Annotated in this window: 13 protein-coding genes; 6 read left to right on the top strand and 7 right to left on the bottom strand. The window is 69.1% G+C overall.

Features of this window, described 5'->3' with window-relative positions; all coding sequences use genetic code 11:
- Window position 1 precedes the first annotated feature (1 nt).
- Window positions 2-1528, top strand: a complete 1527-nt coding sequence (locus tag AB0M24_RS12625) for a glycoside hydrolase family 43 protein (protein WP_363765123.1) — start codon at window positions 2-4, stop codon at window positions 1526-1528.
- A gap of 57 nt (window positions 1529-1585) precedes the next feature.
- Here the strand turns inward: AB0M24_RS12625 and AB0M24_RS12630 are convergent, their stop codons facing one another.
- The 3 genes from AB0M24_RS12630 to AB0M24_RS12640 form a co-directional block, all read right to left on the bottom strand.
- Window positions 1586-2044, bottom strand: coding sequence for a roadblock/LC7 domain-containing protein (locus AB0M24_RS12630; RefSeq protein WP_363765126.1), 459 nt, complete (start codon window positions 2042-2044; stop codon window positions 1586-1588).
- Window positions 2041-2415, bottom strand: coding sequence for a hypothetical protein (locus AB0M24_RS12635; protein WP_363765129.1), 375 nt, complete (start codon window positions 2413-2415; stop codon window positions 2041-2043). The genes AB0M24_RS12630 and AB0M24_RS12635 overlap by 4 nt, the downstream gene beginning before the upstream one ends.
- A gap of 298 nt (window positions 2416-2713) precedes the next feature.
- Window positions 2714-6406 carry a glycoside hydrolase family 2 TIM barrel-domain containing protein gene (locus AB0M24_RS12640; RefSeq protein ID WP_363765131.1) on the bottom strand — a complete coding sequence of 1231 codons (3693 nt, stop codon included), beginning with the start codon at window positions 6404-6406 and terminating at the stop codon, window positions 2714-2716.
- A gap of 218 nt (window positions 6407-6624) precedes the next feature.
- Between AB0M24_RS12640 and AB0M24_RS12645 the strand changes: the two genes are divergently transcribed.
- Window positions 6625-7989 carry an RICIN domain-containing protein gene (locus AB0M24_RS12645; RefSeq protein WP_363765134.1) on the top strand — a complete coding sequence of 455 codons (1365 nt, stop codon included), beginning with the start codon at window positions 6625-6627 and terminating at the stop codon, window positions 7987-7989.
- 9 nt (window positions 7990-7998) lie between these two features.
- Here AB0M24_RS12645 and AB0M24_RS12650 read toward each other — a convergent pair whose 3' ends face one another.
- Both AB0M24_RS12650 and AB0M24_RS12655 read right to left on the bottom strand, forming a co-directional pair.
- The gene (locus AB0M24_RS12650; RefSeq protein ID WP_363765137.1) at window positions 7999-8886 is read right to left on the bottom strand and encodes a cellulose-binding domain-containing protein; all 888 of its coding nucleotides are present in this window, start codon (window positions 8884-8886) and stop codon (window positions 7999-8001) included.
- Window positions 8887-9027: 141 nt separating this feature from the next.
- On the bottom strand, window positions 9028-10029 hold the full coding sequence (locus AB0M24_RS12655) for a LacI family DNA-binding transcriptional regulator (protein WP_363765140.1): 1002 nt from the start codon (window positions 10027-10029) through the stop codon (window positions 9028-9030).
- 158 nt (window positions 10030-10187) lie between these two features.
- On the opposite strand from AB0M24_RS12655, the gene AB0M24_RS12660 reads away from it, so the two are divergent.
- Both AB0M24_RS12660 and trpC read left to right on the top strand, forming a co-directional pair.
- The gene (locus AB0M24_RS12660) at window positions 10188-10868 is read left to right on the top strand and encodes a hypothetical protein (RefSeq protein ID WP_363765143.1); all 681 of its coding nucleotides are present in this window, start codon (window positions 10188-10190) and stop codon (window positions 10866-10868) included.
- A 36-nt stretch (window positions 10869-10904) separates the two neighbouring features.
- Window positions 10905-11684: an indole-3-glycerol phosphate synthase TrpC gene (gene trpC, locus AB0M24_RS12665; RefSeq protein WP_363765146.1), complete on the top strand. Its 780-nt coding sequence runs from the start codon at window positions 10905-10907 to the stop codon at window positions 11682-11684.
- Here the strand turns inward: trpC and AB0M24_RS12670 are convergent.
- Together AB0M24_RS12670 and AB0M24_RS12675 are read right to left on the bottom strand one after the other, a co-directional pair.
- Window positions 11671-12639: an acetylxylan esterase gene (locus tag AB0M24_RS12670; RefSeq protein ID WP_363765149.1), complete on the bottom strand. Its 969-nt coding sequence runs from the start codon at window positions 12637-12639 to the stop codon at window positions 11671-11673. The two genes, trpC and AB0M24_RS12670, sit on opposite strands and share 14 nt — an antisense overlap.
- Window positions 12639-15473: a glycoside hydrolase family 3 C-terminal domain-containing protein gene (locus AB0M24_RS12675; protein ID WP_363765152.1), complete on the bottom strand. Its 2835-nt coding sequence runs from the start codon at window positions 15471-15473 to the stop codon at window positions 12639-12641. The genes AB0M24_RS12670 and AB0M24_RS12675 overlap by 1 nt, the downstream gene beginning before the upstream one ends.
- A gap of 159 nt (window positions 15474-15632) precedes the next feature.
- On the opposite strand from AB0M24_RS12675, the gene AB0M24_RS12680 reads away from it, so the two are divergent.
- Both AB0M24_RS12680 and AB0M24_RS12685 read left to right on the top strand, forming a co-directional pair.
- Entirely contained in the window at window positions 15633-17315 is a 1683-nt protein-coding gene (locus tag AB0M24_RS12680; protein WP_363765155.1) for a hypothetical protein, read from the top strand.
- Entirely contained in the window at window positions 17312-18229 is a 918-nt protein-coding gene (locus tag AB0M24_RS12685; RefSeq protein WP_363765158.1) for an ABC transporter permease subunit, read from the top strand. The genes AB0M24_RS12680 and AB0M24_RS12685 overlap by 4 nt, the downstream gene beginning before the upstream one ends.
- The last annotated feature ends 23 nt before the right edge of the window (window positions 18230-18252 follow it).

Raw genomic sequence — 18252 nt, forward strand, 5'->3', positions numbered from 1 at the left:
CTTGGCACAGTTCGTGAACCCGATCCTGCCCGGCTCGCACCCCGATCCCTCGGTGTGCCGGGCAGGATCGGACTACTACCTCGTGACCTCGACCTTCGAGTACTTCCCCGGTCTGCCGGTCTACCACAGCCGCGACCTGGTGCACTGGCGGCTGCTCGGGCACGTGCTGGACCGGCCGTGTCAGCTGCCGTTGCAGGGCGTGCGCGCGTCCGGAGGCCTCTACGCGCCGACGATCCGACACCACGACGGTGTGTTCTACGTGGTCTGCACGCTGGTCGACGGCACGCGGGAGACCGGCAACTTCGTCGTCACAGCGACCGATCCGGCGGGTCCGTGGTCCGAACCGTCCTGGCTGCCGGACGCGGACGGCTTCGATCCGTCGCTGTTCTTCGACGACGACGGACGGGCGTGGTGGACCGCGACGCGGCTGGTGCGTCCTCCTGGCGAGACCGAGATCTGGCTGCGGGAGTTCGATCCAGCCGGCCTGAAGCTGATCGGTGACGAGCACGTCCTCTGGCGTGGCGCCATGCACGACGCGGTCTGGCTGGAAGCGCCGCATCTGTACAAAGTGGATGGACGGTACGTGTTGCTGTGCGCCGAGGGCGGGACGGACTTCGAGCACTCGGTCGTCGTGGCGACGGCGGACGAGGTCACCGGCCCGTACCGCGGGTCGAAGCTCAACCCCCTGCTGACCCACCGCCACCTCGGCCGCGGCCACCCGATCGCGGCGACCGGGCACGCGGATCTCGTGCGCACGCAACGCGGTCAGTGGTACGCCGTGCTGCTCGCGACCCGGCCGTACGGCGGCTACCACGACAACCTCGGCCGCGAGACGTTCCTGGTCCCGGTCGCGTGGGAGGACGGCGGCCCGGTGTTCAGCCCCGGCACCGGACGGGTCGAGGAGCGGTACGACGTGCCCGACCTGCGGGTGCACCTGTGGCCCCGGCAAAGGCAGACCGACGACTTCGACGCACCGGACCTGGATCCCTCGTGGATGTTCCTGCGCACACCCGAGGAGAAGTTCTGGTCGTTGACGGAACGGCCCGGCCACCTGCGGCTCCGCGTGCGCCCGGAGTCGATCACGGACCTGGTCACGCCCAGCCTCGTGGTGCGGCGTCAGCAGCACCAGGACTTCCACGCGTCGTGCGTGCTCGAGTTCGATCCGGCTCCCGGCGACTCGGCCGGGTTGGTGCTGCTGCAGAACAACGACCACCACGTCCGGTTGATGCTCGGTGCGGGTCGTGAGGTGACTCTCGTGCTCCGCGTGGGCGGACGCGAAGAGGCGCTGGCACGAACCCGGTTGGAGGAAGGAGTCGTCCGGCTCGGCTTCGAGGCGACCGGTCAGGAACATCAGGCGCTGGTCGCGTCAGGAGCCGAGGTGTGGCAGCCGCTGGGTGAACCGTTCGACGGACGGGTGCTCAGCACGCAGTCGGCGGGTGGGTTCACGGGAGTCCACATCGGACTGTACGCGACGGGCTCGTCCGGCGGTGGCGCGGACTTCGACAGCTTCACGTATCGAGGTCCGTGATGGGACTCGTGGCGGGCTCCGCAGAGGGGGGAGAGGAACGGCGCCCGCCACGAGTGGTCAACGCAGGCCGGCGACCGCCTGCTGCAGAAGTGCCAACGCCTGCTTGGCGACGACGTTGAACATGCCCATGGTGGTGTTGCGTGAACCGAACACCACGAGCAACGTGGCGAAGTCGACCTCGAACACGCCGACCTGGCCGGTCTCGCCTTCGAAGAACACGGCTCGTGGACCGCCGATCCCCGCCTGCGAGGTGAACTGGTGTGCCAGGCCCGCGGCCGCAGCGGCCATCGCGGCGACGCCGTCGTTCTCGACGCCGCGAGTCACGCCGCACAGCACCAGGCCGTCCCGTGTCGCGACCAGCACCCCGTTGATCGCGATCGAGTCGATGCCGGCGTGGACCTCCATCAGTGCCTTGGTCATCATCGCCGCGTCGGCGCCGGCGGGAGGTCCGGCCGGCATCGACGCCGTGGTGGACCCGCGTTTGCGCGTGGGCAGTGCGCCGGGCATCGCCGTCATACCGCGAGATCGGCTTCGATGGCTCTGAGGCTGTGCCGTGCCAGCGCGAGGTTGGCCCGGTCCCGGTCCAGCACGAGGTACAGGAACAGGCGCGAGCCGCCGCGCTTGGTCGGCGCCAGCAGCCGGATCAGGTGGTACTGGCGCTGCAGGGTGATCAGGATGTCCTCGATCTCGTCGTTCAGCTTGAGCGCCGAGATGACCCGCTGCTTCGATCGCACGACCTCGGTGTTGCCCGCGGCGGCCACCTCCAGGTTGAGCCAGTCGCCACCGCCCAGCGCACCGAGCGACATCCCGCTGTCGTAGTCCACGAGCGCGGCTCCCACCGCGCCGGTGATGGTCATTGCTTCCTTCAACGCCGTTTCGATGTTCACTCCGACGACTTCCCCTCGTGCGCGTCTCGTCACACGCGGCGACGATTCCCTTGGAGATTCCCCGAAATCCGCCGTTGGGACCGCGTGACCGCGTCACCCTACGTCGCGACGGCGAGGCGGCAACTGTTCCGTTCGGAGCAAAGTTGATCAGGCATCCCTATTCGACGGATGTTCGACTCGAATGCCGTCGAAACTCCACAAAGGACCGGTCACGGGCTCGGCACAGATCGGTCACGGAGGGTCCTCTTCGGACGGCGACGTGTTCGGCGCGTCACCGTCCGTGCATGCCGGTGGCGTGTCAGAGGCGTTGCAGCCCGAACCGCTGGTTGAGCCCGGACCCCGGCGCCCACTGCGCTATGTGCGCGCCGTCGGCGGTCGAGGCCTGCCACACGTCCATCGCGAGGCCGCTCTGCCGGTTGACCAGACCGACCACGCCGAGACCTTGGTCGACCACCTGCCACTGTTGACTCGCCGCGTTGGTGTCGGGCTGCTGCACGACGTCCGCGCCGCTGGCCGAGCTCGCGGGCTGCAACACGAGACCGCTGTGCCGCGCCCGGATCCGGTAGTAGCCGCCGCCAGAGTCGAGGAAGTCGAACACCTGGTTCTGCCCACCGGTGGCGGACCACTGGATCGCGGCGGCTCCGGCCGAGGTGGAGGCTCCGGTGATGTCGACGAGCTTCGAGCTGTGCTGGGCGACGAGCCGGTAGTCGACGCCGGGCTGCACCGGACCACCGCCGCCACCGCCGCTGCCGACCGGTTTGCGGGACAACGCCAGTGCCTGGCCGAGGTCCGGAAGCGGCTTCAACCGGTAGGTGTAGGTGTAGTCCCGGTTGGGGAAGAGCTTGTACGCGTCGAGGGGGTGCGCGCCCCAGCTGTCGTTGCCGCCGACGCCGGTCTGCCGGAGGTTGAGCCGCAGCACCACGTCCTGCCGTCGCGTCAGCTGATAGTCGTGTCGGACGCCCTTCGAGAGGTCCTCGGGCGTGAAGTAGGACGCGTTCACTTCCAGCAGCGGTTCGGCGCACGCGAGCAGGCCGCGGCCGCTGCCGTTGACGAGCGCGACCCACCGGACGTCGGTCTTGTTGCCGTTCTCCTGCGGCCGGAGGTACCCGGTCCACTGCTCCGCGACGGTCGAGGAGTGCACGCCGACGTCCGAGCCGGTCTTGCGGTCCCACTGGTTCTCGTGCGGGCCGCGGCCGTAGTAGCGCAGCCGGGACAGCTCGCCCGGCACGAACAGCATCGTGCCGACCTCGGGGATGTACGGCAGGCTCGACGATCCGGGGTGCAGGGTGTTGTCGACCTTGATCTCGCCGTTGCCGTAGACCGTGTACGTCGTCGTGTAGGTCGACGCGGTGCTGGTCGGCAGGGTGCCGCTCACGGTGATCCGCGCGGCGCGGTCCGACGGGCGGTCGAGCACGACGCGGCTCACCGTCCGGTTCGCGCCGGCGTTGCGCCACGTGCCGTTGCGGCTCGGGTGGCCGTTGCCGATGTCGTTGTCCGTCGGCGCCCGCCAGAAGTTCGGCACCGCGCCGGAGTTCAGCAGCCGCAGGCCCATCGCGTCGAACGAGGTGATCAGGCCGGACGCCTTCGCGATGGTGACGGTGAAGTCCTGGCCGGTGACGGTGATCCGGTCGCCGGTCTCGGTCGCGGTCACCACCGGCACGGACGTCACCGGTACCGGCACGACCGCCGGGCTGCCGAGGTCGACGGGCAGCTGCTGTTTGGCCACCTCGAAACCGGCCTCGGCCCAGGGCTTCGCGGTGCGCAGCCGGAACGACAGCTGCAGGAAGTGCTCCTCGCCGGGAGCCGGGTCGGCCGGGCGCTGGACCGGGATCTGCACGGTCTTGGACGACAGCGGTGGAACGTCGAGCTGGGCCGCGGTCAACTCTCCACTTTGGACCACCGCGCCGTCGGCGAGCAGAGCCCAGGTGCCCGCGAACTCGTTGACGTTGGTGAACAGGTGCTCGTTGGTGATGCGCACGGCTCCCGCGGCACCGGCGTTGGCCGCGTTGATCGCCTGGTAGACCTGCTTGACCTCGACCGCCTTGCCGCTGATCCGCCGGTCCGGCGTGACGATGCCGTCACCGCAGAACGCGCCGTCGTTCGGGTTGTCGCCCCAGTCGCCGCCGTAGGCCAGGTACGTCACACCCGACGAGGTCTTCCAGGTCAGCGCCTGGTCCACGAAGTCCCAGATCCAGCCGCCCTGCAGAATCGGGTTGGCCCTGATGACGTCCCAGTACTCCTTGAAGTTGCCGGTGGAGTTGCCCATGCTGTGGGAGTACTCGATCATCACGTACGGGCGGCGGTCGTTGGTGTCGCGCGCCCGGTTCGCCACTCCGGCCGGGCTTTCGTACATCGCCGAGCGGATGTCGCTCACCTGCGGGCGGTTGTCGCCTTCGTACTGGATGATCCTGGTCGGGTCGGCCGCGCGGATCCAGTCGCGCATCGCGACGAAGTTGCTGCCACCGCCCGCCTCGTTGCCGAGCGACCACATGATCACCGACGGGTGGTTCTTGTCCCGCAGCACCATCTGGGCCGCCCGGTCGAGCACGGCCGAGGTCCAGTCCGCCTTCGAGTCCGGGTAGTTGTCGCGGATGCCGTGGGTCTCCAGGTTGGCCTCGTCGACGACGTACAGGCCGTACTCGTCGGCGAGCTCGTACCAGAGGGTGTTGTTGGGGTAGTGCGAGGTGCGGACCGAGTTGATGTTGAGCTGCTTCATCACCTTGATGTCCTGCACCATGTCCTCGCGGGTCAGCGCGGTGCCGCGGTCCGGGTGCATCTCGTGCCGGTTGGTGCCGCGCAACGACACCGGCTTGCCGTTGATCCGCATGAGCCCGTCCTTGAGCGCGAACTCGCGGAAGCCGACCCTGGCCGACACCGTCTGGGTCACCGCGCCCGCGGGGTCGCGCAACGTCAGCACGGCGGTGTAGAGGTTCGGGTGCTCGGCGGACCAGAGCCGTGGTCCTGGCACGGCCTTGGAGCCGCGCGCGGTGGTTTCCTGGCTGGGAGAGTTCACCGGTATCCGCAACGGTTCCGGCCACACCGGTTGCCGGTTCTGGTCGTACAGCTGGGTTTCCACGGTGAACGTGCCGGGCTGCTGGGTGCCGCTGTTGCGCAGGACCACCGCGACGCCGAGGTCGGCGTTGGTGTAGTTGTCCCGCAACGGGGTGGTCAGCGTGAAGTCGCGCAGGTGGTTCGAGGGCAGGGAGCAGAGGAAGACCGGCCGGAAGATCCCGGACAGCCGGATCATGTCCTGGTCCTCCAGCCATTCGCCGTCCGGGTACTTGAAGACCTCGGCCGCGACCAGGTTCGACCCCGCGCGGACGTGGTCGGTGATGTCGAACTCCGCCGGCGTGTAGGAACCCTCGCGGTAGCCGACCTTGGTGCCGTTGACCCACAGGTAGAAGCCGGACTTCACGCCCTCGAAGTGGAGGTGGACCCGGCGGCCCTGCCACGACGGCGGCAGCGTGAACGTCCGGCGGTACTGGCCGACCGGGTTGACCCGCGACGGCGCGAACGGCGGCTGCGTGTTCTCGTTCTGCCCGTTGGCACCCCACCAGGGGTACGTGATATTGAGGTAGATCGGGTTGTCGTACCCGTGCAGCTGCCAGTTGGACGGCACCGGGAGACCGGCCCAGCGGCTGTCGTCGTAGTCGGTGCGCCAGAAGTTCAGGTCGCGGTCCGCCGGTTTGCCGACGTGCTTGAACTTCCACGTGCCGGTCAGGTCGAGCCGGAACGGCGAGGCGGTCCGGTCGCCCGCGAGTGCCTGCGGCAGATCGGCGTAGGGCATGAACGTGGCGTGGCCGGGCTGCGCGTTGACCGCGAAGTAGCCGATGTTGTTGTTCCACTCGGGGAAGCCGTTGGGCGGATCGGCCCATGCCTCGGCTTCGGCCTGGGCCGGGGTTCCGGTCAGCGCGGGGGCGGCGAACGCCGCGAGCCCGCTGCCGAGGATCGTGCGCCGGCGGACGGATGGACCTTCTGGGCGGTCGGACAACGTCGTCTCCTTGCGCCTGGCGCGCGACCAGTCCTCAGTGGACGGTCAAGGCCGTCGGGGGTGAGTCCGGTTCACCGTTGTAGCACACAATGCGGCGCCTTTGGTGTGCCTGGGTTTTCTCGCGTCGAATGGACGTCGAACGCATTGACGACGCCTGGTCCGGCTGCTCTCATGCAGCTATGAGGGCTTGTCGGAAAGCGCTTACCATCGTGCTGTCGGTGTTGCTGGTCGCGGCGGGCGTCGTTCCGGCGCAGGCCTCCACCACCCGGTTCCGAGGTGTCAACTGGGCGGACCCGCGGGACAACTTCGTCAACGGCGTGCTCTACCCGTCCGGGCTCAGCGCCTCGGACACCTACTCCTCGGCCGCCGCCGTCGCGGACCGCGTCGTCGGTGGGATGTTCTCGCTCACCGGCGCCAACACCGTGCGCATCCCGATCAACGAACCGACCGTCGCGACCTACTGGAGCACCTACACCGGCGCGATCGACACCGCGTTGGCCAAGGGTGACGTGATCTTCGCGTACTGGGCGCACACGGGCGGCAGGCCGCAGAGCACGGCGGCGTTCAACCAGATGTGGGACAAGGTGATCGGCGCGTACGGCGGCCACCCGAACGCCTACTTCGAGGTCATCAACGAGCCGCACGGTTACAGCACGACAGACCTCAACAACATGTACTCCGGCTGGCTCGGGAGGTATCCAGGGGTCCCGCGCGGAAGGGTGGTGCTCGACGGCGCCGGCCTGGCTCAGAACGTTCCGGCCGTGGGCAACGACAGCAGGCTGAACGGCACGCTGCTGGCGGTGCACGACTACTCGTTCTTCGCCGGCTTCGAGAGTGAAACCGAGTGGGCGGACCACATCGCGAGCTACATCGGCGGTTTCGCCGCGCGCACGATCGCCACCGAGTGGGGCGGCCCGATGGGACCGGGGTCGAAGAACGGCGTGTCCTTCGACGCGATCGACTACAGCATCCCGAGCGGGTCGTACATGGCCGACTACGTCCGAGGGGTGAGCTCCAAGCTGCGCGCCCTCGGGATGGGCAGCGTGTACTGGCCCGGCCTGCGCGACGGCGACTGGTACAGCATGACCACCAGGAGCGGGACCGCGCTGACGCTGACGAACCCGTCCGGCCTGCAACGGTTGCGGTACGCCTGGGGCATCGGCGACGCGGGCTCCACGACCGTCGAGATCCGCAACGTCGGCACGGGTTGGTACGTCGACGGCCTGGGACGTCCCTCCGGCTCGTCGGCAGGACAGGGCACCGGCGGCACGAGTGCCAGCCGGCGGTGGGTCGTCGAGAACGCCGGCTCCTTCGTGCGGTTCAGGAACTCGGTCACCGGCCTCTACCTCGACGGCAGTGGCCGCACCGCCAACGGCGCCGACGCGGGGCAGGGTTCAGGTGGCACGGCGACGAGCCAGCAGTGGACCGTCGTGACCGGCAAGAGCAAGGGCAACGACGTGCGCGTCAGGAACCGCGCCACCGGCCTGTACCTGGACGGCATGGGCCGGACCTCCACCGCCGCGAACCTCGGCCAGTGGAGCGACAGCAACAGCGTCAACCAGCAGTGGCGGATCGTCGGCTGACCTCGCCCGTCAGGCGAGCGTGCAGGCGAAACCGTTGAGGCTGAACGAACGCGGGGGATAGCCGGTGCGGCCGCTCGCCGCGGTGAACCCCAGCAGCGTCGACTCGCCCTTGGGAATCGCCTGGTTGTACGGCATGGCGGTCGCGGAAACGTCCTTTCCGGACTGGTTCGACGTCGCGTTCCACATCTCCGTCACGGTCTCGCCGTTCGCGAACGCCCACTTCAGCGTCCAGCCGGTGACGTCGGTGGTGCCGGTGTTGCGGAGGGTCACGTCGGTGCGGAACCCGCCGGGCCACATGTTCGTGACGCGGTACTGCACCGAACATCCGGTCACCGGCTGCGGCGCGGGAGGCGTGGTTGTCGTCGGCCTCGGAGTGACGGGTGCGGCGGTGGTCGGCTGCACGCAGGGCGGCCCCCACCTGCCGAGCCGCTTGTCCGACGCGGTCTTCTCCGCCTCCACCAGCAGCCGGTCGTCGCCCGCATCGCCGCGCACCATGCCGAGCTCGACGGCCAGCAGGGCGTAGTCGGTGCCGTCCGCGAGCCGCAGCGATCCCGTTCCCGTGGACTCCACCGGCTTGTCGAGCAGCATCGTCTTGGCGAACGCGGTGGCCGCGGCCGCCCAGCAGTCGTCGGGCGCGGCGAGCCCCTTGATCTTCACCTCTTCACCGTCGGAGAGCCGCACGGTGCGCACGTCGTCGACGCGCTGGACAGTCACCCTCAGCGCGTCCTTGAGCGGTGGCTCGATGATCGTCGGAACGGAGGGCGGCTCGGAGGGTGCCGGTGACGACGCCTGCTTCTCGTCGCCTCCGCACGCGGCCCCGGCGCTCGTCACCAGAACGGCGACGACCACCAGCGATCTGACGGGTCTTGTGCGCAGTGCGCGCAATGGCGGTCTCATTGTTCCCCCAAACGGATCATCTCGTTCGGCAGGTTACGACGCGAGTGCCGGACGCGGAAGAACTTTCGCATTAATTCGCGTCACGTTCTCATTCGACGGCATTCGATTCGAATACCGTCGAAGACCCAGGAAAAAACGATTTCAGCGGGCGCGCGTGCTACCGCGATCGGTGAGCCGCGGCTGGAGCAGACGCACCTCGGGGGCGTGATCGCGAGCGAGCCGGCTCATCACCATCTCGACCGCGATCGAGCCCAGCTCGGCCGCCGGAACGGCGATCGACGTGAGCGGCACCGGCAGGCTCTCCGCGAGGTCGTCGGGGCACAGCGCGATCACGGAGACGTCGCCCGGCACGTCCAGCGACCGCCGCCGCAGCTCGAGCAGCAGCTGGCCGAGGATCGCCTCGTTGTGCACGACCAGGCCCGTGGTGCCGCGATCCGGGTGCAGCACCTCGTCCAGGCACGCCGCGACGGCGTCGTAGCCGGGCGCGCACGAGTGCACCGACGCGGGCAGGTCCCGTTTGGCCATCTCGCTGGTGAACCCTGCCAGCAGTCGCGCGGCGTAGCTGGTGCCCCGCTCGTACACCGACGGGTGGGAGCCGATCAACGCGATCGACCGGTGCCCGAGATCGGCCAGGTGCCCGGCGAGCTGCCTGCCCGCGGTGGTGAAGTCGAGGTCGACGCAGCTCAGCCCCTGGTGGTCGTCCGGCATGCCGAGCAGGACCACCGGCGCGTCGACGGTGCGCAGTTCCGGGATGCGCGGGTCCGCGCTCTCCACGTCCATCACGACGATCGCGTCCGCCATGGACCGCGCGACGACCCGGTGCGCCTCGCCGGGGCCGGACTCCTTGGTCAGCAGCAGCACGTCGTAGTCGTGCTCGCGGGCGGACGCCACGATCGACGCGACGAACTGCATGATCACCGGCAGGTTGTGGTCCGACCGCAGCGGCACGACCAGGCCGAGCACCTGCGACCGGTTCGACGCGAGTGCGCGCGCTCCGGCGTTCGGGTGGTAGCCGAGCGCGACGATGCTCTCCTCGACGCGGCGCTTGGTCTCCTCCGAGATGCTGCGCTTGCCGCTGAGCACGTAGGACACCGTGCTCATGGAGACCCCGGCGTGGCGGGCGACCTCTTTGATGGTGATCATGCCCGCCCCTCGGGTCGCCGCAGCTGGTGGCGATCATCGTAGTGCGCGCGAGCCCTTGACGTTCACGTCACCGCCGTGTCACATTCGGTTACACAGTCGAAGCGCTTCGATTTCACGTCAACCGCTTTTCGTTCAGCGATGCACGAAAGGGAAGTTGCATGAAGCTCATGCGTGCGTTGATTGTCGCGATCCTGACTCTTTCGCTCGGCGCCGGCACGGCGGTGGCTGCCACCTGGAGCTCCTCCGACCGGTGGGGAAGCTGGTCGAACGGCGGCTACACGGTCCGCAACAACATCTGGGGCAACGGTTATGGCCCCCAGACGGTCTGGGCCAACTCCTTCAGCAACTGGGGTGTCTGGGCCGACCACCCCAACACCGGCGGGATCAAGGCCTACCCGCACTCGGAACGAATGGTGAACCGCAGCCTCAGCTCGCTCGGCAGCCTGTCGAGCAGCTTCGACGTGTCGTACTCCAACTCGGGTGCGTACACGACCGCCTACGACATCTGGTGCAACAACGACGCCTACGAGATCATGCTGTGGATGAACAAGGTCGGCGCCGTGGGCCCGATCGGCTCCTGGCAGGCCTCGGTGTCGGTGGGCGGGCACAGCTGGAACGTCTACCGCGGCTCCAACGGCAGCAACGAGGTGTTCTCGTTCGTCCGCACGTCCAACACCGGCTCCGGCACGGTCGACGTGAAGGCGGTGCTGAACTGGATCCGCGGCCGCGGCTGGTTCGGCGACGTCTCGGTGGGCGCCGTCCAGTTCGGGTACGAGATCACCTCGTCGAGTGGCGGCCTCAACTTCAACACCAACAGCTACTCGGTTTCGTTCGGCTGAGATCCTTCCGGGGACCAGTCGACGAAGGGTGTGGCCGTGACGGTGTTGGACGGAATCCTGGCGGGCGTTCGCGAGGACCTGGCGGAACGCGAGGCGGCGACCCCGCTCGCCGAGCTCAAGGCCAGGGTCGCGGACGCGCCGCCCGCGCTGGACCCGCTGCCTGGGTTCCGCACCACGGAGGTGTCGATCATCGCCGAGGTGAAGCGCAAGAGCCCGAGCAAGGGCGACCTCGCCGTCATCGCCGACCCGGCGGCCCTGGCCGCGGACTACGCGGCCGGGGGCGCCGCGGCGATCAGCGTCCTCACCGAGCGGCGGCGGTTCGGCGGCTCGCTCGCCGATCTCGCCGCCGTGCGGGCCGAGGTGAGCGTTCCGGTGCTGCGCAAGGACTTCATCGTCACGCCGTACCAGCTGTGGGAGGCGCGGGCGTGGGGCGCGGACCTCGCGTTGCTGATGGTCGTCTCGCTGCCGGGTGACCAGCTCGCCGAACTGCACGGCCTCGCCCTCGAGCTCGGGCTCACCCCGCTGGTCGAGGTGCACACCGAGGACGAGCTCGGACGGGCGGCCGGCATCGGAGCCGAGGTGATCGGCGTCAACGCGCGTGACCTGACCACGCTCGACGTCGACCGCGCGGTCTTCCGCAAGCTGGCGCCGCACCTGCCGGACGGCGCCGTCAAGGTGGCGGAGTCCGGGGTCGCGGGTCCCGAGGACGTCGCCGAGTACCGCGGGTGGGGTGCGGACGTCGTGCTCGTCGGTGAGGCGCTGGTCCGTTCCGGCGACCCGCGGTCGGCGGTGCGCGAGTTCATCAGCCGGGCGTGAGGCCCCTGTCGCACAACCACTCCAGCTGAGCGACCGGGTTGGAGCCATGACCGCCACCGTGGTCGCCGAACGGCCAGACGGTCATGGTCCGGTCCTCGCCCGCGTAGTGGTTGAACGCGGCGTACACAGTGGACGGTGGGCAGATCGGGTCCATCAGCCCGACGCTGAACAAGGCGGGAGCCGTGGCCCGTTGCGCGAAGTGGACACCGTCGAAATAGGACAGGGTGGCGAAGGCGGGGTCGACGCGATGCCTGCTGTGCCAGCGCAGGTACTCGGCGAGCTCCTGGTACGGGCCCTCGCCGCTCGTCTCCGCCGCCCGCCGGAAGTGGCACAGGAACGGCACGTCCGGCATCACTGCCGCGACGGAGGTCAGCCCGGCGACGGCGAGCGCGAGCCCGCCGCCCTGGCTGCCGCCCGTGACGATCACCCGGTACGGGTCGAGGCCCGCCAGGTCACCGACCGCGTCGACGGCGCGGACGCAGTCGGTGATCAGGCGCCGGTAGTAGTAGTTCTCCGGCGAGTCGATGCCGCGGGTCATGAACCCCTTGGCCCACTGGGAACCGCCGCCCGCGTCCACGTCCGGGGTGTCGTGACCCTGACCGCGGCTGTCGACGACGAGCTGCGCGTACCCGGAGGCGGGGAACAGCAGGTGGTCGGTGGGCAGGCCGCGGCCGCCGGTGTAGCCGATGAAGGTGACGACGACCGGCAACGGGCCTTCGGCACCGCGCGGTCGCAGCAGCCAGGCGGCGACCGGTTCGCCGTTCCAGCCGGGGAAGCGGACGTCGTCCACCTCGACGGTGCGCAACGGCGTGGTGATCCGCTCGGCTTTCACCGCACCGCCGCGAGAGCGGGCCACCGCGAGGGTTCGTTCCCAGAACGCGTCGAAGTCCGCCGGTGCCTTCAGCTGTGGCCGGTAGGTGATCAACTCGTCGAGTCCGCTGTCCGTCAACGGCATCAGGACTCCTTCGCCGAGAAGCGGAACGCGGCCAGCCGGAACGAACCGCGCAACGTCACCCGCACGTCGTGGACTCCGGCGAGAGGTTCGGCCAGCGCCGCCGACGCGGTGGCCCACTGGTAGCGGCCACCGGTGACCGGCACCGGGATGTCCGCCAGCAACCCCGCGGAACTCCAGAACTCCAGCCGTTCGCCCGGATCGCCGCCGTCCCAGGCGATCTCGGCCTCGACGCGGACCGCGCCGGACAGGTCGACCGAGCGGAACCACAGCGTGGCCGGTTCAGCGCGAGCGGGGGTGACCGCGTCGCCGGTCGTCCGGGTGGCGTCGACGAGATCCACGTTCTCGTAGTCGTCGAAGTCGACAGCGAGCACCCGGCGATCGACGCCCGCGCGAGGTGCGGGAGCCGGGCCCACGACCGTCAGCGGCGCGGTGAGCGCGACGTTCCCGGCGGACCGGGCGACGAGCACCTCGTAGCTGCAGGGATCGGTGGTGAAGGCGCCGGTCGCGACGTCCCAGTGGGCGAGCCGGTCGGTGGACAGCCGGAACGACAGCAACGTGCACTCACCCGGTGCCAGCGCGACTTTGCGGAAGTCGGCGAGCCGCAACTTTGGCGCCTCGTAGCGTGTGTCGAGTGCGCGAACGTAGAGCTGAACCACCTCGCTGCCCGTGCGGGTGCCGGTGTTCGTCAGCGTCACCGAGACGTCGACCGCGCTGTTGCCGGTAGTGGTCTCGGTCGACAGTTTCAGGTCGGTGCAGGAGAAATCGGTGTAGGACAGGCCGTGCCCGAACGGGTAGAGCGGCGCGGCCCGGTGGTACTGGTAGGTCCAGCCAGCCTTGATGATGTCGTAGTCGAGCGGGTGCGGCAGGTCGTCGTCGCCGCGGTACCAGGTCTGCGGCAGTCGTCCGGCCGGTTCCGCCTCGCCGAGCAGGACGGCGGCCACGGCCCGTCCCGTCTCCTGTCCGCCGTGGGACGTCCACACCACGGCGGGCAGGTGCGCGTCCGCCCAGTCGAGCGCGTAGGGGTAGCTGCTCATCACGACCAGCACGGTGTCCGCCCGCACACCGGCGACCTCGCGCAGCAACGACTCCTGGGCGGCCGGCAGCGCGATGCCCTTGCGGTCCTCGGTCTCGCGGCCGTGGATCAGCGGTTGGTTGCCGAGCACGACGACCGCGACGTCCGCGGACACCGCGGCGGCCAGTGCCTCGGCCACACCGTCGCGCAGCACCTCGCGTTCCCAGCGCTCGGCCGTCTCCGAAGTCTCCGCGGTGACGCTCACCTTGCCGTCGACCGGGTCGACCACGGCGTACCGGCCCGTCAGGACACTTTGGACCAACACGGACTCTTCCAGCGGCACCAACCGGAACGTCTCGGTGACGTCCCAGCTCTTGATCTGCACCTGGTCCGCGGCCAGCGAGCCGTCGTCGCGCTTGAGGCTCAGATAGCGGCCGTTCTCCGCGGAGCGCAGCGTCAGCACGCCGTCGCCCCAGTCGAGGACGTCGAACACGGTCTTGCACAACAGCTCGCCGCTGGTGCGCGACCGCAGCGCCACTCGGTCCGCGCCGTCGGCGACGACCACCTCGCCGTTGTGGCTACCGAGCACCGCCGCGAGCCCGTCGGCGACGGTGACCTGGTACGGCAACGTGCCGCTGTACCAGTCCTCGCACACCGTGTCGGCGAGCGGGCCGATCACGGCGATGCGCGGCGTGCGGGATGCGTTGAGAGGCAGCAACCCGTTGTTGCGCAACAAAACCACTGACTCGGTTGCTGAACGCAGGGCGAGCGCGCGGTGCTCGGCGCAGTCGATGACGTCGGGGCCGATCGTCGCGTAGGGGTCGAGGCCGGGGTCGAACTCGCCGAGGCGGAAGCGGATCTCGAGCTGCCGCCGCACCGCGCGGTTCACGTCGTTCTCGTCGATCAGGCCGCGGTCGAGTGCCTCGCGCAGCCTGCCGACCGGGGTGGCGCTGTCCTCGCCGTGGTCGGTGAAGCTGTCGATGCCCGCCTTGAGCGCGGCGGCGTGCGACTCGGCGTGGTCGTCGAAGTAGTGCTCAGGGTCGACGAGGTTCGACGGCGCCTCCGCGTCGCTCACCACGAACAGCTCCTGGCCGGTCCACCGGCGCAGCTCGTCGTTGATCAGCGGGCTGACGTGGCACGGGCGGCCGTTGACGAGGTTGTAGCCGGCCATGGCACCGGTCGCGGCACCGGAGGCGATGACGGGCCGGAACGCCGCGAGGTCGTACTCCTGCAGCACCCTGGGGCGCACGCCGGACGAGGTGACGCAGCGGTCGTCCTCGTTGTTGTAGGCCAGGAAGTGCTTGAGCACGGGCGCGGTGCGCAGGAACCTGGGGTGCTCGCCCGCGAGGCCGCGGCAGAACGCGACTCCGAGCCGCGCGGTGTGCAGCGGGTCCTCGGAGTAGCCCTCCTCGTTGCGCCCCCAGCGCGGGTCGCGCAGCAGGTTCAGCACCGGCGCCCAGGCCTGGAGGCTGTTCGTGCCGGTGCCGATCGCGGGCGGCCGGTGGTGGTGGAACGCCCGCAGTTCGACCGAGGTGGCCTCGGCGACCGCGCGCACCAGGTCCTCGTCCCACGTCGCGCCCAGGCCGACCGCCTGCGGGAACACCGTGGCGACACCCAGCCAGGCGACCCCGTGCAACGCCTCCGAGCCGGTGCGGAACGCGGCGAGCCCGAGTCGCGGCACAGCCGGCGAGTACTGGTGCAGCATCGCGATCCGCTCGTCGAGCGTGAGCCGCCCGAGCAGGTCGTCGATGCGCTTGCGCGTCGACAGGGCGGGGTCGCGGAAAGGCAGCCGATCGACGACCGGCACGGACTCGGAAACCACGTGGTAACCCCTCAGGTCGCAACTAGCGGCGAAGCGTTTCGACGGTGGCACACCTGGGTTTCTGGTGTCAACGCTCTTGTTTCGTGCGAGCTACGTCACTAACCTCCGCTGCAACTGTTTAAGCGCTTCGACACTTCGACGACGAAGGATCGGTTCGCCATGGGCATCGAGTTGAACCGCAGGAACTTCCTGAGCGCCACAGCCTCCGCCGCGAGCCTGGTCGCACTGGGCCCGCTGCTGTCGGCGTGTGGCAGCGGCGGCGCGCAGCGGGCGGGGGTGAACTCCGAGGCAGGGCTGAGGGCCGCACTGCCGGCCTACCTGCCGAACACGGCGATCAAACCGGACATCCCGTCCGTGGCCGGTGGCCCGGACGTGCTGACGGACCCCGGCTTCCTCAGCTACCCGGCCAACCGGGTCGCCACCACGTCCGGTGTGCCGGGCAAGGGCGGCAGGTACTCGGCCGTCACCCCGTTGTGGGGCACCATCCCGCCGGCCGGTAACTCGTTCTACCAGGCGATGAACAAGGCGCTGGGCGTCCAGCTGGAGATGAAACCGGCGGACGGCAACAACTACAACACGATCATCCCGACGATGACCGCGGCGAAGAAGCTGCCGGACTGGATCAACCTGCCGAGCTGGTGGAACCCCAACTTCAACACCGGCGGCCTGGTCGGGAACCAGCTGGCAGACCTGACGCCGTACCTGGCAGGGGACAAGGTCAAGAAGTACCCGAACCTCGCGGCGATCCCGACGGCCGCCTGGAGGTGCGGTGCGTGGGGCGACAAGCTGTACGCGATTCCGTCGTTCGCGTCCGGCTTCGCGATCGCGGGGTGCACCTTCTACCGCCGCGACCTCTTGGAGGCGAAGGGAATCACCGCCGGTCAGGTGAAGTCCGCCGACGACCTGACGGCGCTCGGGAAGGAGCTGACCGACGCCAAGGCGGGCGTCTGGGCGTTCGACGACCTCTACACCTACATGTACACCGCGTTCGGCGCGCCGCTGAAGTGGAAGGTGGACAACGGAAAGCTGGTCCACCTGTTCGAGACGCAGGAGTTCCTCGACGCCGTCGACTGGCACCGCAAGCTCGCGGTCGCCGGCTACATCCATCCCGACGCGCTGGCGGGCGACAACGCCGCCGGGCCGACCCGGTTCTACGGCGGCAAGGTGCTGGTCTCCGGTGGCGGGCCCGGAGCGTGGAACCTCGCTGACCACCAGAACGGCGTGGCCGCGAACCCCGGCTACCGGCGCGCCGCGTTCGACTTCTTCGCCGCCGACGGCAAGAGCGCGCCCCGCGTCGACATGGGCTCGGCCACCGGCATGTTGAGCTACCTCAACGCGAACCTGAAGCCGGAGCAGATCGAGGAGCTGCTGGCCGTCGCCGACTACCTCGCCGCGCCATTCGGGTCGGCCGAGTACACGATGGTCAACTTCGGCGTCGAGGGCACCCACTTCACGATGGACGGCGGCGTGCCGACGCCCACCGACGCGGGCAAGAAGGAGGTCCAGGCGCAGACCTACCCGTTCCTCGCCGGTCCTGCTCAGGTGATCAGCAACCAGACCGCGCAGAACGTCACCAAGGACTACGCCGCCTGGCAGGCCGCCAACGCGAAGGCTCTCGCGAAGCCGGTCTTCTGGGGCATGAACATCAGCATGCCGCAGGCCCAGGCCACGGCGGAGGCCGCGCAGGGCCTGAACGACACGGTCAAGGACTGCTACCACGGCAAGAAGTCCATTCAGGACGTGAAGGACGCCGTGGCGGCGTGGAAGACCAGCGGTGGTGGTGACCGGCTGATCCAGTGGACGAACGACAACGTCCTGCAGAAGTACGGCACCGGACAGTGACCACGAGGCTGAGCCTGCGGGTCAGGGTGCGGCGGGACCGCTCGCTGATCCTGATGACGCTGCCCGTCGTCGTCCTGCTGCTGGCGTTCAACTACCTGCCGTTGTTCGGGCTCGTGACGGCGTTCCAGGAGTACGACCCGCTGTCCGGGGTGTGGAACAGCACGTGGGCGGGCTTCTACCAGTTCGAACGGCTGCTGGGTGACCCGCTGTTCTGGCGGGCGCTGAACAACACGCTCTACCTGAGCTTCGTGCAGCTGGTGCTGTTCTTCCCGGTGCCGATCGCGCTGGCGTTGCTGCTGAACTCGGTGTTGTCGTCGAGGATCCGCAACTTCATCCAGGCCGTGGTGTACCTGCCGCACTTCTTCTCGTGGGTGCTGGCCATCACGATCTTCCAGCAGATGCTCGGCGGCGCGGGCGTGGTGAACCAGTTCCTGCGCAGCCACGACATCGGCACGTGGGACATCATGACCAACCCGGACACGTTCGCGCTTCTGGTGACCTCGCAGGTGATCTGGAAGGAAGCGGGCTGGGGGATCATCGTGTTCCTGGCCGCGCTGGCGGCCATCAACACCGATCTCTACGAGGCCGCGGCGGCGGACGGCGCGGGGCGGTGGCGGCGGCTGTGGCACATCACGCTGCCCGGTCTGCGCGGGGTCATCGTGCTGATGCTGGTGCTGCGCCTGGGAAACGCGTTGACCGTCGGCTTCGAGCAGTTCCTCATCCAGAGGTACGCGGTCGGTCACGACACGGCGGACGTGCTGGACACGTTCTCGTTCTACTTCGGCATCGCCACCAACGACTACAGCTACGGCGCGGCGGCGGGCCTGTTCAAGAGCGTCATCTCGCTGCTGCTGATCTGGGGCGCGAACAAGCTGGCGCACGCCTTCGGTGAGGACGGGTTGTACCGGCGATGACACTCACAATTCCCCGCGTTGCC

The sequence above is a fragment of the Lentzea sp. NPDC051838 genome (genome assembly GCF_040681245.1).
GTDB lineage: Bacteria > Actinomycetota > Actinomycetes > Mycobacteriales > Pseudonocardiaceae > Lentzea.